This window comes from Bacterioplanoides sp. SCSIO 12839, from assembly GCF_024397975.1.
Classification (GTDB): domain Bacteria; phylum Pseudomonadota; class Gammaproteobacteria; order Pseudomonadales; family Oceanobacteraceae; genus Bacterioplanoides.
Map to the genome: position 1 here is coordinate 1,756,023 of NZ_CP073745.1, position 13,583 is coordinate 1,769,605.

13 protein-coding genes are annotated in these 13,583 nt (G+C 47.8%); 7 read left to right on the forward strand and 6 right to left on the reverse strand.

Annotated elements, in window-relative coordinates; translation table 11 throughout:
- Positions 1 to 130: 130 nt before the first annotated feature.
- Positions 131 to 274 (reverse strand): hypothetical protein, encoded by a 144-nt coding sequence (locus tag KFF03_RS08160; RefSeq protein ID WP_255860574.1) that lies wholly within the window; start codon positions 272 to 274, stop codon positions 131 to 133.
- Positions 275 to 454: 180 nt separating this feature from the next.
- Complete coding sequence (locus tag KFF03_RS08165) at positions 455 to 931, reverse strand: peroxiredoxin (protein WP_255860575.1); 477 nt, start codon at positions 929 to 931, stop codon at positions 455 to 457.
- Positions 932 to 1,127: 196 nt separating this feature from the next.
- Between KFF03_RS08165 and KFF03_RS08170 the strand changes: the two genes are divergently transcribed.
- The 4 genes from KFF03_RS08170 to KFF03_RS08185 all read left to right on the forward strand — a co-directional run bounded on the left by KFF03_RS08170 (position 1,128) and on the right by KFF03_RS08185 (position 4,805).
- Entirely contained in the window at positions 1,128 to 1,676 is a 549-nt protein-coding gene (locus KFF03_RS08170) for an elongation factor P hydroxylase (RefSeq protein WP_255860576.1), read from the forward strand.
- A gap of 12 nt (positions 1,677 to 1,688) precedes the next feature.
- Complete coding sequence (rhlB, locus tag KFF03_RS08175; protein ID WP_255860577.1) at positions 1,689 to 3,083, forward strand: ATP-dependent RNA helicase RhlB; 1,395 nt, start codon at positions 1,689 to 1,691, stop codon at positions 3,081 to 3,083.
- A 63-nt stretch (positions 3,084 to 3,146) separates the two neighbouring features.
- Positions 3,147 to 3,671, forward strand: coding sequence for a hypothetical protein (locus KFF03_RS08180; RefSeq protein WP_255860578.1), 525 nt, complete (start codon positions 3,147 to 3,149; stop codon positions 3,669 to 3,671).
- 72 nt (positions 3,672 to 3,743) lie between these two features.
- Positions 3,744 to 4,805 (forward strand): DUF418 domain-containing protein, encoded by a 1,062-nt coding sequence (locus tag KFF03_RS08185; protein WP_255860579.1) that lies wholly within the window; start codon positions 3,744 to 3,746, stop codon positions 4,803 to 4,805.
- 58 nt (positions 4,806 to 4,863) lie between these two features.
- On the opposite strand, the gene KFF03_RS08190 is transcribed toward KFF03_RS08185, so the two are convergent.
- Positions 4,864 to 6,249, reverse strand: a complete 1,386-nt coding sequence (locus KFF03_RS08190) for a solute carrier family 23 protein (RefSeq protein WP_255860580.1) — start codon at positions 6,247 to 6,249, stop codon at positions 4,864 to 4,866.
- Positions 6,250 to 6,509: 260 nt separating this feature from the next.
- Between KFF03_RS08190 and KFF03_RS08195 the strand changes: the two genes are divergently transcribed.
- Positions 6,510 to 7,697 (forward strand): patatin-like phospholipase family protein, encoded by a 1,188-nt coding sequence (locus KFF03_RS08195; protein ID WP_255860868.1) that lies wholly within the window; start codon positions 6,510 to 6,512, stop codon positions 7,695 to 7,697.
- Here the strand turns inward: KFF03_RS08195 and KFF03_RS08200 are convergent.
- Both KFF03_RS08200 and KFF03_RS08205 read right to left on the reverse strand, forming a co-directional pair.
- Positions 7,690 to 9,045 carry a diguanylate cyclase domain-containing protein gene (locus tag KFF03_RS08200; protein WP_255860582.1) on the reverse strand — a complete coding sequence of 452 codons (1,356 nt, stop codon included), beginning with the start codon at positions 9,043 to 9,045 and terminating at the stop codon, positions 7,690 to 7,692. The two genes, KFF03_RS08195 and KFF03_RS08200, sit on opposite strands and share 8 nt — an antisense overlap.
- Positions 9,035 to 10,021: a cytochrome-c peroxidase gene (locus tag KFF03_RS08205; RefSeq protein WP_255860583.1), complete on the reverse strand. Its 987-nt coding sequence runs from the start codon at positions 10,019 to 10,021 to the stop codon at positions 9,035 to 9,037. Before KFF03_RS08205 ends, KFF03_RS08200 begins: the two co-directional genes overlap by 11 nt.
- Positions 10,022 to 10,203: 182 nt before the next feature.
- Here KFF03_RS08205 and yegD point away from each other — a divergent pair, with 182 nt between their 5' ends.
- Together yegD and KFF03_RS08215 are read left to right on the forward strand one after the other, a co-directional pair.
- On the forward strand, positions 10,204 to 11,574 hold the full coding sequence (gene yegD, locus KFF03_RS08210; RefSeq protein ID WP_255860584.1) for a molecular chaperone: 1,371 nt from the start codon (positions 10,204 to 10,206) through the stop codon (positions 11,572 to 11,574).
- A 125-nt stretch (positions 11,575 to 11,699) separates the two neighbouring features.
- On the forward strand, positions 11,700 to 12,458 hold the full coding sequence (locus KFF03_RS08215) for an ABC transporter substrate-binding protein (protein ID WP_255860586.1): 759 nt from the start codon (positions 11,700 to 11,702) through the stop codon (positions 12,456 to 12,458).
- A gap of 86 nt (positions 12,459 to 12,544) precedes the next feature.
- Here the strand turns inward: KFF03_RS08215 and KFF03_RS08220 are convergent, their stop codons facing one another.
- Positions 12,545 to 13,486 (reverse strand): phytanoyl-CoA dioxygenase family protein, encoded by a 942-nt coding sequence (locus KFF03_RS08220; protein ID WP_255860587.1) that lies wholly within the window; start codon positions 13,484 to 13,486, stop codon positions 12,545 to 12,547.
- Between the last annotated feature and the right edge of the window lie 97 nt (positions 13,487 to 13,583).

The window sequence follows — 13,583 nt, forward strand, 5'->3', positions numbered from 1 at the left end:
TCAAGAAAGTCACCAATTGATTGGTGGCTGGTTGTTAGTCAGAGGTGAGTTGCTGAAGTAGAAGGGCTCTAAGCTCGGGAAAATGACTTGTTGAGAGCGTAAAAAGAGCGTCATTTTTTGACGGGATCTACTATCTAATTGTTTTATAAGGATTTATCTTTTGAATAGTACCCATGCCGATCTGTGCCAACTGCGTGGCAAGGATTGGCAGTGTCAGCTTGCGCAGGGCGCGTAATTCCTGGCGGGTAAACTCTGGGTTATGGCTGGTGGTCATGTTCTGGCTATACATCTGAGGGGTAAACTATTGGGGCGGGGGCATTGTGCCTTGAGAGGCACGTAGAAGGAATTGTTTTTTGTTATCGTCTTACAGGCGAGTCTATGAAGGTTTTTTATTTTCTATCGAAGATCTGATTGAGCACCAAAAACCTAAAGATTCCGGTGCCCGATACAGTTATTACTTCAACGCCGCCAGCATGGTTTCAGCATTGCTGACTTCAAACGCTTGCGGTGCTTCAACGTTTAATTCGGTCACAACGCCGTTGTCGATAATCATGGCGTAGCGTTGTGAGCGAACACCACCAAACCCAGCGGTGTCCATCTCAAGCCCCAGTGCTTTGGTGAAGCTGGCATCGCCATCGGCCAGCATCATAATATCGCCTGCATCTTGTGCTTTGCCCCAGGCATTCATCACAAACGCGTCGTTTACAGAAACGCAGGCAATGATATCGGCACCGGCGGCTTTCAGGTCTGCGTTTAATGCAATGTAACCCGGTAAGTGTGCTTCTGAGCAGGTCGGGGTGAACGCACCGGGCACAGCAAACAGAACAACGCGCTTATTGGCGAACAACTCGCTGGTGTTATGCGCTTGCATGCCTTCGTTGTTGAATTCATTAAGAGTTGCGTCGGGTAAGGGTTGGCCTTGCTGGATCATGGGTATTTCCTGAAGTTATTTGTCTTGAATAAGCTTTGGATAAGTTTTGTACCGTATGGCAGCCAAAACATCAACTGGCTAAACGTTGTGCAGAATGCTTATGAGTTGAGGTGAGTGCCTATAAGTTGCAATCAGTGTCATTTAAAATGGCGGCCAAAGGGAGTCAGCTTGACTCAATGTTGTAAGAGTGAACGGTTTGTTGTTAAAGATAGAAGACCTGATCCGCCTGTTTAACCGGCTGTTTCAGGAGAGTGAAAATACCATTTTGGTGGCGGGTGACGATGAACCCATCTATTTGCCCGCCGATGATCAGCATCCACATCACCGGGTGATCTTTGCCCACGGATTTTACGAATCGGCGCTTCATGAAATCAGCCACTGGTGTATTGCCGGCAAAGAGCGCCGCCAGCTGGTGGACTTTGGCTATTGGTATGAGCCGGATGGCCGCAGTGCTGAGCGCCAGCGTGAGTTTGAGCAGGTTGAGGTAAAACCTCAGGCGGTGGAGTGGTTGTTATCAGAAGCGTGCGGCCGTAAGTTTCATGTCAGCACCGATAATCTCGATGGTGACCCGGCAGAAGTGCAGGCTGGGTTACAGCGTTTCAGCGAGAATGTAGTGCAACAGGCGCAAACCTACCTGTCGCAAGGCCTGCCTCCCCGGGCGGAAGTGTTAAAACAGGCGTTATTAGATTATTATCAGCGTCATCATCAATTCAGCGCCGAGTTATTTGAGCTAGAGCGTCTGTAAGCGGAGTTCGTTTTGTTAAAAAAATTATTCGGTGGGGCTGATAAAAAGCCAGCCGCACAGAAACAAGCTGGCAAGAAAAACCAGAATCCTCAGGCCAAAAGCCACAAAAAGAGCAATCAGCCCGCTCGCGACACGCACAAAGCGGAACATCTGGCTCATAAAGGGGCCGCAAAGAAAAAAGGCGCTGGCAATAAAAGCCGTCAGCGTAAGCCTCGCATCGAAGACACCCCATGGAATCCGGCTGACTTTAAAGTTGAGCCGATGGAAGGCAAGGTTCGCTTTCACGATCTGGACTTGCCCGAATCCGTGATGCGCGGTGTGCATGAGCTGGGCTTTCAATACTGTTCTCCGATCCAGGCGCAAAGTCTGCCTGCTGCGTTGCGTGGCCGCGACACCATTGGTCAGGCACAAACCGGTACTGGTAAAACCGCCGCTTTCCTGCTGACCATTCTGAATCAGTTGCTGACCGACAAAATTGAAGAGCGTTATGCCAGCGAACCGCGGGCGTTAATTGTTGCGCCAACCCGCGAACTGGCGATGCAGATTGGTAAAGACGCCGAAGGCCTGGCGAAATACACCGGTCTTAACGTATGTACCGTTGTTGGTGGTATGAACTACGAAGAGCAGCGCGCTCAACTACGCAATGAAGTGGTTGATATTCTGGTGGCGACGCCAGGCCGCCTGATCGACTTTATGCGCAGCCAGGACGTTTTCCTGGATCAGATCGAAGTGCTGGTGCTGGATGAAGCCGACCGTATGCTGGACATGGGCTTTATCCCGGATGTACGCCGTATCGTGCGCGCCACGCCGCCAAAAGATGAACGTCAGACGTTGCTGTATTCTGCAACCTTTAACTACGACGTGCGTATCCTGATTGATCAGTGGATGTTCGACCCGTTGACAGTCGTGATTGAGCCGGAACAGGTCACCACTGACCGGGTTACCCAAACCCTCTATCTGGTTGCCGAATCGGATAAATACGATCTGCTGGCGAAAATCCTTGAACGCGACAAGCCTGAACGTTGCATTATCTTCGCTAACCGCCGCGATTTAACCCGTAATTTGTGCGACAAGCTGAATAAAAATGGCCACGTTTCCGTGCTCTTGTCTGGTGAAGTGAACCAGCAAAAACGTATTCGCACACTGGAGCGTTTCCGCGACGGTCACGTTAATATTATGGTGGCGACCGATGTGGCGGGGCGTGGCATTCACGTTGATAACGTCAGTCATGTGATCAACTTTACCCTGCCAGAAGACCCGGAAGATTACGTTCACCGTATTGGCCGTACCGGGCGTGCGGGTGCTAAAGGCACCTCGATCAGTTTTGTCTCTGAAGACGATGCGTTTAACCTGCCACCATTGGAAAAATACCTGGGCACCAAGCTGGAATTAACTCAGCCTGACTGATGGCTCAGAAAAAGAAAGCCAGAGCAAATCAGCTCTGGCTTTCTGCTGCTAAAGGAATGCTCTGTGAAATTGTTGTTTATTTTTCTGGTTTTCTTGCTGCTTCTTCCCGCCCATGCGGTGGATTCTTCTTACAATACCCAAGAACCGCTACACGGGGCTGAAGTCCCTTTGCACAGCGCTCAGCCAACCTGGGTTAGCCCACAAGCCGCTGAAATATACCTGCATAAACATCGTTCACCCCTGATGCAGGGCAGCCATGATGATCATGTTGTTTCCTTGTACTTTTTTGGTGAATATCAGGATCGTACCCTAATTGGATTAGAGCGGGTAAAAGGCGCAGACTACGAACAATTTTTTTCGTTATTGGTTTTTGAAAAAAAAGAATTGCTGGGTTATTACCAGTACGTCCCCAGTTTTCCTTCCGAAGTAAAAAATTCCGGTCTGGTTGTTTTTCCTAAGCGCTTCAGACCAGAATCCGCCAATCAGAACGAAATTTTTTCATTGGCAAATAATCAATTCCCCCCGCTGTGTTTTGCTAACAACAATGCCTGTATTGAATGGCAACTTCCGTTGTTAGATACGCACTGACGTTAAGGAAACGTTAACGTAACGTCGGTTAATCTGCTCAATCAATTCTCAAGTCGATTGGAAATATCATCCATGAACGAAGTTGCGCAACGCACATTAGGCTTTGATGTGGCACGTGCTCTGGCCATTTTTGGCATGGTGATTGTGAATTTTAAAATCGCTATGAATGCTGGTACAGGCTCAGATGCCGGACTTATGTTTGCCAGCTTATTTGAAGGGCGGGCCTCAGCGTTATTTGTCATTCTTGCTGGCGTTGGCATTGCGCTGCTCACGCGTAAGGTACGAGCAAACCCTGATACTGGTTTGATTCGCACAAAACGCCGTGAATTGCTGAAAAGAGGGCTGCTACTGATTGGTCTGGGTTTGGCTTATACGCCAATTTGGGAAGCTGATATTCTGCACTTTTATGGCGTTTATTTTTTGCTGGCTGCATATGTTTTTATGGCCTCCAAACGTGTTTTGTTGTGGCTTTCTCTGGCGTTGGTAATGGCTTTTCCAGTGTTGATGTTGGTGTTCGATTACGATCAAAACTGGCACTGGCCAGCTCTCAGTTATCAGAATTTCTGGACACTCGATGGCATGATTCGCCACCTTTTCTTTAATGGGTTTCATCCATTTTTTCCCTGGGCAGGATTTTTAATCTTCGGTATCTGGCTTGGTCATCAGGAATTAAATAACAGCCAGGTACGAAAGAAACTTTTCCTGAGTGCACTGTTGGTATTTATTGTTGTTGAAAGTGTTTTTTACGGATTAAGGCTGGTGTCACCGTTGGAATTACAGCCATTGCTGAGTGTCAGCATTATTCCGCCATTGCCACAATATATGCTGTCTGCAGCCAGCACTGCAGTGATGATGCTGCTTGCTTGTTGCTTGGTTGCCGAGCGTTTTTCCCATTCTTTACTGATCTTATGGCTGGCTCAAACCGGTCAGTTAGCCTTAACGCTATATGCCGCTCATGTTTTGTTAGGAATGGGACTGTTAGAAGCCATCGGGCGACTGAATGATCAGACAATTGACTTCAGTCTGTTTAGTGCTGCTATTTTCTTTGTGTGCGGAATTATTTTCAGTGTTGCCTGGCTAAAGTATTTTCAACGAGGTCCGTTAGAGTGGCTGTTTCGTAAGTTATCGTCCTGAACAAAAAAGCCCCGCACTCATCAGAGGGCGGGGCCAAAACTGCGGAGGGAGCAGTTAATCAGGCATCATCTTTCTGAGCAGAGAAAATGACCTCATCTTCCGGATCATGCTTGCCGAGCAGTTTCGGGCGCTCAATCAGGAAATACAACAGCAGACCAATGACGATTGCGTATACGGTTGATTTTGGATCTGGCATAGCCAGAGTCACAGCAACAATACCGGCCACACCACGCTCGGTTGGGTTATCCAGCTGCTCCATACCCACCATAATACAAATGTAGGCGGTCAAAATCAGGGTCAGTGACAGGGCGATTGGCAGTACCGGTTTAAACATGGTCACCAGCGGTAAACACAGCAGAGCCATTAAACCAGCGATCCAGAAAGTCCCGGCACCTGAGTAGATGGAATCCATCGCTTTTTTGCCCATGGCGTAACGCTCGGCAACGGTAGCGTGTACTGCCGTAAACAGCGGGCCAGACAGGCCAGGCCATGGCGCCAGGAACGCGTGCAGAGCATTACGGATTGAGGTAACCACGTGAACACGGTCAACGTTGATTTCGATTTTTTCATCGTCACGTTCACGGTCAACACGTTCCAGCAGAGTACGGCCAACCAGAATGTCGCCGAAGGCAATAACGTAAGCAATCAAAGCGGTTGGAATCGCCAGCAGGAACATTTCAGTTTCCGGGAAGCCAGTCGCAAAGATCAGGTAATCTGCCATCAGGCCAAAGTCAGGGTTGGTGATGCCCCACTCAATCTCTGGCAGCGGGTATTCGCCCACAACCCAGCCGATAATCATGGCGATGATCATGCCCGGAACCATACCGAAGTTGGCAATTTTACGAGCAAAAGCATTCTGTTCCATCACGTTTTTAAACGACAGAGAGAACAGGATGTACGCAGCTACTACCGAACCCGCAATCAGTGAGATAGGGGTGGAATCAACACGGCCACCGGTTTTCAGTTCACCCATCAGTGCCGCGATACCCGCACCAATAATGATGCCGGACTTCAGTGAGTTCGGAATCACGTTAACCAGCTTCGAGCCCCAGCCCGTCAAGCCCAGTACCAGGAAAATAATGGTGACTTCGATCTGCAGTGCGAACATGGCTTTAATGGCTTCTGGCCCAGGCTCGTACCCGCCCAGGAACAGCAGCACCACCGGAATCGCCGGAGTAATCCAACCAGGCACCATAGGTACACCCAAAAGTGCCGGCAGGATATAACCCAGGCCGGCAATAAAGGTAAATGCCAGTGCGGCTTCATAAGGCATACCGAGGTATTTCTGCAGCAGTGGAATCATAGCCAGACCCACAACAAACATAATGAATCCCTGGATCATCTCCGGGAATTCCCAACGGTAATGGATAAACGGTAAACGGATTTTGAATGGGCCCGCAGGCCAATATGGGTGTTCCGTTCCGTGCTGACGTTCTAATGCCATAGGCAGTACCTCGTGTCTTGTTTGTTTTTTCGAGAGCCGCAAATGTACTGATTGCCTATTCAATATTCGACAAAACGGGCTTCAACCTTAGTTGTAATTTACAACTAAGGTATTAAGGGTTTCTGCGTAAAAATTACGTAGTTGTACGAATAATAATCGGATTCATATTAAGGAATATATTGGTATTATTCCTTGGTCGATGATATCTATATCAGCGTTTTATCATGGTGATTAATGACTACTTCAGAGGGTGTCGTGTGATGTGCCTGAACCAATCGTTTGGTATTCCATTACTTATGGGTTTATTGGTTGTTTTGGCGGGTTGTTCCAGTGCGCCGCCACGAATTGCTGTTCCGGAGAGTCAGCAGGATCAGGTTGTGGTTGAGGGTATTCAGCAGACCATCCGCTATTGGGGCGATGCGAAACCAGAGAACCTGAGTGAAATGATCGATGCCAATGCCCGGGTTAAAAAAGCACAGCCTGATTTTAAAGACAAAACCAGTATCAACTATCTGGCTTTATCTGGCGGTGGTGAAAACGGTGCTTTTGGCGCGGGATTACTGGCTGGCTGGAGTGAGCGGGGTACCCGGCCAGAATTTGATATTGTGACGGGGGTGAGTATTGGTGCGTTGATTGCTCCCTTTGCGTTTCTTGGCCCTGAATACGATAAAGAGCTGGAATATTTATTTACCAGTATGTCGATGGATGAATTAATCGTCTCTGGCTTCTGGGAAACCATTGCCGGATTTTTTGGCGGCCCAGCCATTACTGATACAACACCACTGAGAACCATTGTTGAACAGTTTTTTGATGAGGAAGTGCTGGAGCTGATCGCTGCCGAGCATCAAAAAGGGCGACGTTTATTGATAGGCACCACCAACTTGGATTCCGAACGTCCGGTTATCTGGGATATGGGAGCACTGGCCAGCAGTGGCCATCCTAATTCATTGATGGTTTTCCGCGAGGTTATGTTAGCGTCGTCGGCAATCCCGGGAATGATGCCGCCGGTATTATTTAACGTTGAATCTGAAAAAGGGCGGTTTCAGGAATTACACGTTGACGGTGGTGTGACCTCTCAGGTTTTCATTTATCCGGTTGATATCGACCTGAGCGAATACACCGAAGAAAACCCGTTTGTTCGTAATCTTTATATCATCCGTAACTCTGAGGTGAAACCGCAATACCAGGCCACTGATGCCGATGTGTACGCACTCTCAGTGCGCAGTATCAATACCCTGATTAAAAATCAGGGAGTGGGGGATTTGTATAAAATGAAGCTGATTTCAGAGCGTGATAATTACCTCTATCAGTTGGCTTATATTGGCCCTGATTTTAAATTTAATGGCGAAGAGCAATCTGGCCAGGCTTATATGAACCATCTGTATCAATACGCATTTGAACAGGCGAAAAAAGGTTACCCGTGGCGCAGCTCTCCTGGTATTAAATAGGATGCCTCTGATGGAGGTGGTAGGTGTTTTTTCCCATTTTTTTTGCGTGGTACATTGCCTGATCGGCTGCGTGCATAATATCGGTAACTGTGATGCCATGTTGCGGGTAAAACGCCACTCCCAGGCTACCTGATAAGGAAAAGTTGTCATAAGGGTAAGGCAATGGCTCATTTAACAAACTGATGAGCTGCTGACACATTAGCTCAATGTCACTATCGGTATTTGAGTCGTGCAGCGTTGGTATTAATAATACAAATTCGTCGCCCCCTAAGCGTGATAGTGTAATGCCTGTCCGTGTGGACGAAAGACAATATCCCTCCAGACGTTTTGCAATTTGGCACAAAACAATGTCGCCATGATGGTGTCCCATTTGGTCGTTAACGGCTTTAAAGCCATCCAGGTCAATAAATATCAGCGCGCCACTCGCTGTCGGTTGCTGCAGTGAGCTTTTTAATTGAGACATAAAGTAGCGGCGATTGTGCAGGCCAGTCAGCTGGTCTTTTTCACTGATGATGGTTTTTTCACTCAGACTTTGTCGCAGTTGGTAACGATTGACAATAAATGCGACCACCATTAATGCCAGAATGCCTGAATATAAAATCATAAATGATTTAAGGTTTTCAGAGTCCAGTAGTTTTCGGGTATGCGATTTTTGAAGTTGCCACGCCAGGGACTCCAGTTCTTCAGACAGCGGCGAACTCAAAATCTGAGATAAATAGCCGGACTCCTGTTGCTGAAATTCAAGCAGCTTGTGTGCATGCGTAATAAAATGATTAACCGCATTATTATCATCCGGAAAGCGACTGCTCAATTGAGATAACAGATGTTTCCCCTGATGGATGCTGCTTTGATCTGACAGGGACCGATAGTTCGTCAGATTCAAACTGATCTGCGCGGTTAAATATTGATGCTCGGCGGCGATACTGCTCGAATCCGATAATAATTGTTGCTGCAAAACCGGTAAAAAGCGCAGAGAGTTTGCTAACCTGGCCTGGGTCGATTTAAAACCTTCAATGGCATTGAGTCGCTGCTGGTGTAGCTCCTGAACTCGTTGAAGATGCTGTTGTGCTGCATCTTCATGCATAAAGAGCTGTTCCAATACGGTAAAATATTGATCAGTCTGATACTGGATCTGTGACAGGTGATCGTAATTCTGATCCATCCCCGTTCGGACGCGTAAAACGGCTTCCGACAGTGACGCGTGGTGTTGGCGAAATTTTGCCAGCGCGGTAAAGCGTTTGTTTCCTTCCACAATACTGATGTTGGAACTGTCCTGCAGCAGCCATAATAATGGAAACGATAAAAACACCGTCACGGCAACGAAAATAATCAGCTTATTATTGCTCATATTCAATACTGCTTAAGCTGTGTAAAAATTGGGCGATGTCTGCAACATCTTCTTCGGTGGGATCAATGCCCAGCTGGTAGCGGAACATTACCTCTATAGCCTCTTCCATTGTCGCCGCTGAACCATCATGAAAATAGGGGGCTGTTAAGGCTACGTTGCGAAGTGTCGGAACACGAAAAAAGTGTTTGTCGGCTGCATTACGGGTAATGCTGTAAAATCCATCGTGTAGGGTTAACCCTAATTCATGTTGCGGAATATAGTCTCGCATCACCCCCATCTTCTGGCGTAAATTACCACCAATCGCAATGCCCTGATGGCAACTGACACAGCCGAATTGCTTAAATTTTGATAAGCCTTGTTTTTCTGTTTCTGAAAGCCGGTCCAGGTCTCCCAATAAATACGCATCAAAGCGGGAAGGCTGTGTCAGTGATGTTTCGTAAGCAACCATGGCATCGGTAATGGTTTGCTGATTAATTTGTTTGTAACCGGCCGACTTAAACAGTGCCGGGTAATGTGGTGCTGCTTTTAAGCGCTTAATCAGCTCGGGCCAGTTCATGGCCATGGCCTTCGGGTTGGTAATGACAGCATTCAACTGGTCTTCCAGAGTTGGAAATTTGCCAGACCAGTTCTGATAGAGCATCAGGCTGCTGTAGGCCAGGCCCGGAGAGTTCAGCAGTGAATGATCGCCAAACCGATCTTTTGTCAGCTTACTGTTAAGACCATAGCCGTATTGTTGGTAATGGCAGCTCTCACAGCTCAATGACTGATCAATGGATAATAGCGGATCTCTGAACAGCTTCTGGCCTAATTGTTTCTTACCCTCAGGAACGGTAACCGGCACAACGGGAGTAAAAATCTCCCGATAAGAGAGCCAATCGGTATGCGTGTCTGTAGGGTCGCTTGGTAGCGATGAGGCAAGTACAGACGTGGCTGTCATAAAACTGGCGACAATAAACAATAAGAGTTTGGCGGACATAACAGCTCCGGTGGTTCACTTTCAGACTACCAACTGAACGCACAGGTTCAAGCCAAATTTATTACAAATTGTAACTCTTGATAGTAAACACACGTATTTGGGCCATCTAATTGGCTGTTTCAGAGGCTTGTGGTAATGTCCGCGGCCGTTTGATTTTCCCTGATCACAGGTTGCTGCCCTTCATGATTTCTGGTTTCGACTTTGGTACTTCTAACTGCGCAATTGGCATCACCCCTTCTGGCAGCAATAGCGTTTCGTTATTGCCGTTAGAAGGCGACAAAGCGTTCCTGCCGTCCGCCTTGTACGCCTTGTCGAGAGAGCTGATCTGTGAATCGGTCGGCCTTAATATCCGCGATAAAAACCAACAGCAGCAGTTTGTTAATCTGAGAAGCGCCAGCTTGTCACAGGCACGTCGGGTGCGGCAGGAAGAAGGCTTCGATAAGGATGAGCAAAGCCTGTTTTTTGGTCGCGAAGCCTTCCAGCAGTATTTTGACTGGCCCGAAGACGGCTATTTTGTGAAGTCACCTAAGTCATTTCTGGGTGCCAGCGGCCTGCAACCACCACAGCTGGCATTTTTTGAAGACATCGTGACGGCGATGATGCAAAACGTGAAACTGCGAGCAGACCAACAAGCGAATACGGCGCTGACGCATACCGTGATTGGTCGTCCGGTTAACTTTCAGGGGCTGAATGCCAGTGAAAGTAACAAACAGGCGCTGGATATTCTCACAGTGGCGGCCCAGCGTGCAGGCTTTCAGCAGGTTGAATTCCTGTATGAACCCATCGCTGCAGGCCTGCACTACGAGCAACGGCTACAGCACAATCAGACGGTTTTGGTCGTGGATGTCGGCGGTGGTACAACCGACTGTGCGTTAGTGCGAATGGGGCCTGACTATCGCCAGAAAAGTGACCGCAGTGCCGACTTTCTTGGCCACAGCGGTGAGCGGGTAGGGGGCAACGATCTGGACATCCAACTGGCCAGTCATCAGTTGTTGCCTTTGTTCGGCTCTGAGTCATTGATGAAAACGGGTAAGCCGGTCCCGAAGCAAACCTTTTTTAATGCGGTTGCCACCAATAATGTCAGTGCCCAGACAACGTTTAACAGCCTGGAAACCGGCTTGTATCTTGATCAGCTGGTGCGTGATAACGCCGAACCTGAACTGATACGTCGTTTTATTCGTTTACGCCAGGAGCGCCAGAATCATCATCTGGTCCGCAGTGCCGAGCAGGCGAAGATCAGCTTGTCCGAAAACAGCGAAGTAGAGGTCGACCTGACTTACGCTGAAGCGGGCTTGATGCACATGGTTCAACGGCAGCAGTATGCAGATGCCGTAGAGCGGCCGGTTGCTAAGATGGTGGCGCTGATGGATGAGGCATTGGCTCAGGGCGGTTGCCAGCCTGATTGTATCTACGTGACCGGTGGTACGGCGCAATCTCCGGTTGTACGCGCAGCCGTTGAGCAAAAACTGGGGGATATCCCGGTGGTGGATGGTGACCACTTTGGCAGTGTGGCGGCGGGACTCACGGTTTGGGCTGAGCAAATTTATCGCTAAGCTTATACCGTTATCTATTTAATTGCTTTTGAATAAACCCCAGTTTATTAGGGCTGGCTATTTGTTAACTTTGACTTAAACTTAAACTTAAACTTAGATTCATTGTGGGTATAAGGTTTATAGCAATGTTTAACATCCGTTGGCACATTTTGTTGTTGATGCTGATTAGCTGCGGTTGGGTGATGGCAGAGGATGTTGCCGATGAGCCTGTGATCACCCATTACACCCTGTACTTTCCACCTTATTGGGACAACAGCAATCAACAAATCACCGGATTTCACGCCCGCTTATCACAAAAGCTGTATCAACAGGCCGGGTTAAAGATCAATATTGAAACCGTTCCTTACGCGCGTATCAGCCAGTTTTCATTTCCGGACGATGTTGCAATTCTGGCCTATGGCAATAATCCAACAACCGATAGCCAGCTTTTATTTCCGGTGCCACAAACCAAGGTAGAACTCAGAGTTTACGGGCGGCCATCTTCCCCCGTAGTAGGTTTTGATCAGCTGGAAGGAAAATCCATTGCCATTAAACGTGGCTATCCGTTAGGCAGTTATGCGGAAAAACTGGAAGCGGGCAATTACAATGTGGTTGCTGTAAACAGCGTTGAGCAGGCGATACGGCTTTTATTACTGGAGCGGGTTGATTACCTGATTACGCTGGAAGATCCTTTCCGACAAGTAATTAAAAAGAAACACCTCGAGCATGAAAACATCTGGAGTCAGACGCTGGAAGCATTACAGGGCTGGCCGATTGTGGTGCTCAAATCACACCCGAACGGACAAGAGCTGCATAATAAAATTAAACAGGCTTACAACGATTTGCTGGAATCGGGCGAGGTCATTTATCAGGATGAGCGATTGTTGTTAAAAGAAGATTTCTAGGGCGCCTCTGGTTTATTAAACGGTACCGTAACTTCATCAGAAAGTCCTCTTTCACCACACGTCATAATACATTTCGCGTTCTTTTATTATTTAAATAATCCGGCAATTCGCTTGGTTAAAGCCAACGGCAGGGCCGGTAAATAAGGGGAGGGGCGAATGTTGGCATAAATACTCAAACGCGCCTGATTTTCCAGTGCCTGACCACGGCAGTGAAAGCCACGAATATCGGCAATGACCAGAGTGTTAGCTTTAACGGGATAAGCCTTGAGTGGTTCTTCAGAAAGTGCATCCAGCTCCTCTTTTTCAATCCGGAACGCGCCGCCTTTATTTTCTGAGCTGGCTTTAATGCTGCGTTGCTTTTCCCATTGTAATCGCTCTCGCGTCATTTTATGTGTGCCCGGTGCATAATGAAATGGCCCATGTTTTGGCTCAACATCTTCTAAAAAATACCAAAGCTTAATCGCACTGTGAAATGTGTCGCGGTGAATCACTTTTTGTATATCTGCGTTTTGCTCTTCTTTACCATGAAATAACTTATACAAAAAATATTTTGAGCCATCGTGATAGCTGCCAGCCAGAGCTTTGGTGATTTTTTTCAGGCGCTTATTATGAATAAATGCTTGTGTAGAAGGTTGCTCGGCTGTGATGTTATAAAACCGATTCAGCGTGCCGCCATCGTAACGATCAAATCCCCAGGCATGTTTGTGTTTGTCGCCAAAACCTTCTTCACCGTAACTTTGAATCGGAGTGTGTTGGTCGGTAGTTGTGATGGTATATTGAACTTCGTTCAGTAGTTTCTGGAATTCATCGTCTGGCAAAAAGTTCTCCAGTGCCAGGATGCCATCTTGTTTGAATTGCTTGTATTCCTGTGGCCGAAACGGCCCCATGACCTGAAAGCGACGTAAGGTTAAAAATACATCGGCCAGGCGTATACGGAACAGGTGTAAGCCAAGCTGATTCAGGCGCACACTGCCAATAACCGGCAGAGCAAAGCTTTTGTCTTTTGAGAATACGGAGAATATGCCCAAGGGATGTCCTTATCGATGGGGTAAGAGAGCGCAATTATCCGAAAAATACAGTGTGCACTCAATCAAAATTACTACTTTTTCTAGGGGCTTTAAGCGT

What these genes read in the sequence shown, in the direction of transcription:
- KFF03_RS08165 (WP_255860575.1), bottom strand. Translation starts at nt 931, where the DNA reads ATGATCCAGCAAGGCCAACCCTTACCCGACGCAACTCTTAATGAATTC.
- KFF03_RS08195 (WP_255860868.1), top strand. Translation starts at nt 6,510, where the DNA reads ATGTGCCTGAACCAATCGTTTGGTATTCCATTACTTATGGGTTTATTG.
- KFF03_RS08205 (WP_255860583.1), bottom strand. Translation starts at nt 10,021, where the DNA reads ATGTCCGCCAAACTCTTATTGTTTATTGTCGCCAGTTTTATGACAGCC.
- KFF03_RS08185 (WP_255860579.1), top strand. Translation starts at nt 3,744, where the DNA reads ATGAACGAAGTTGCGCAACGCACATTAGGCTTTGATGTGGCACGTGCT.
- KFF03_RS08215 (WP_255860586.1), top strand. Translation starts at nt 11,700, where the DNA reads ATGTTTAACATCCGTTGGCACATTTTGTTGTTGATGCTGATTAGCTGC.
- KFF03_RS08190 (WP_255860580.1), bottom strand. Translation starts at nt 6,249, where the DNA reads ATGGCATTAGAACGTCAGCACGGAACGGAACACCCATATTGGCCTGCG.
- KFF03_RS08200 (WP_255860582.1), bottom strand. Translation starts at nt 9,045, where the DNA reads ATGAGCAATAATAAGCTGATTATTTTCGTTGCCGTGACGGTGTTTTTA.
- yegD (WP_255860584.1), top strand. Translation starts at nt 10,204, where the DNA reads ATGATTTCTGGTTTCGACTTTGGTACTTCTAACTGCGCAATTGGCATC.
- KFF03_RS08160 (WP_255860574.1), bottom strand. Translation starts at nt 274, where the DNA reads ATGACCACCAGCCATAACCCAGAGTTTACCCGCCAGGAATTACGCGCC.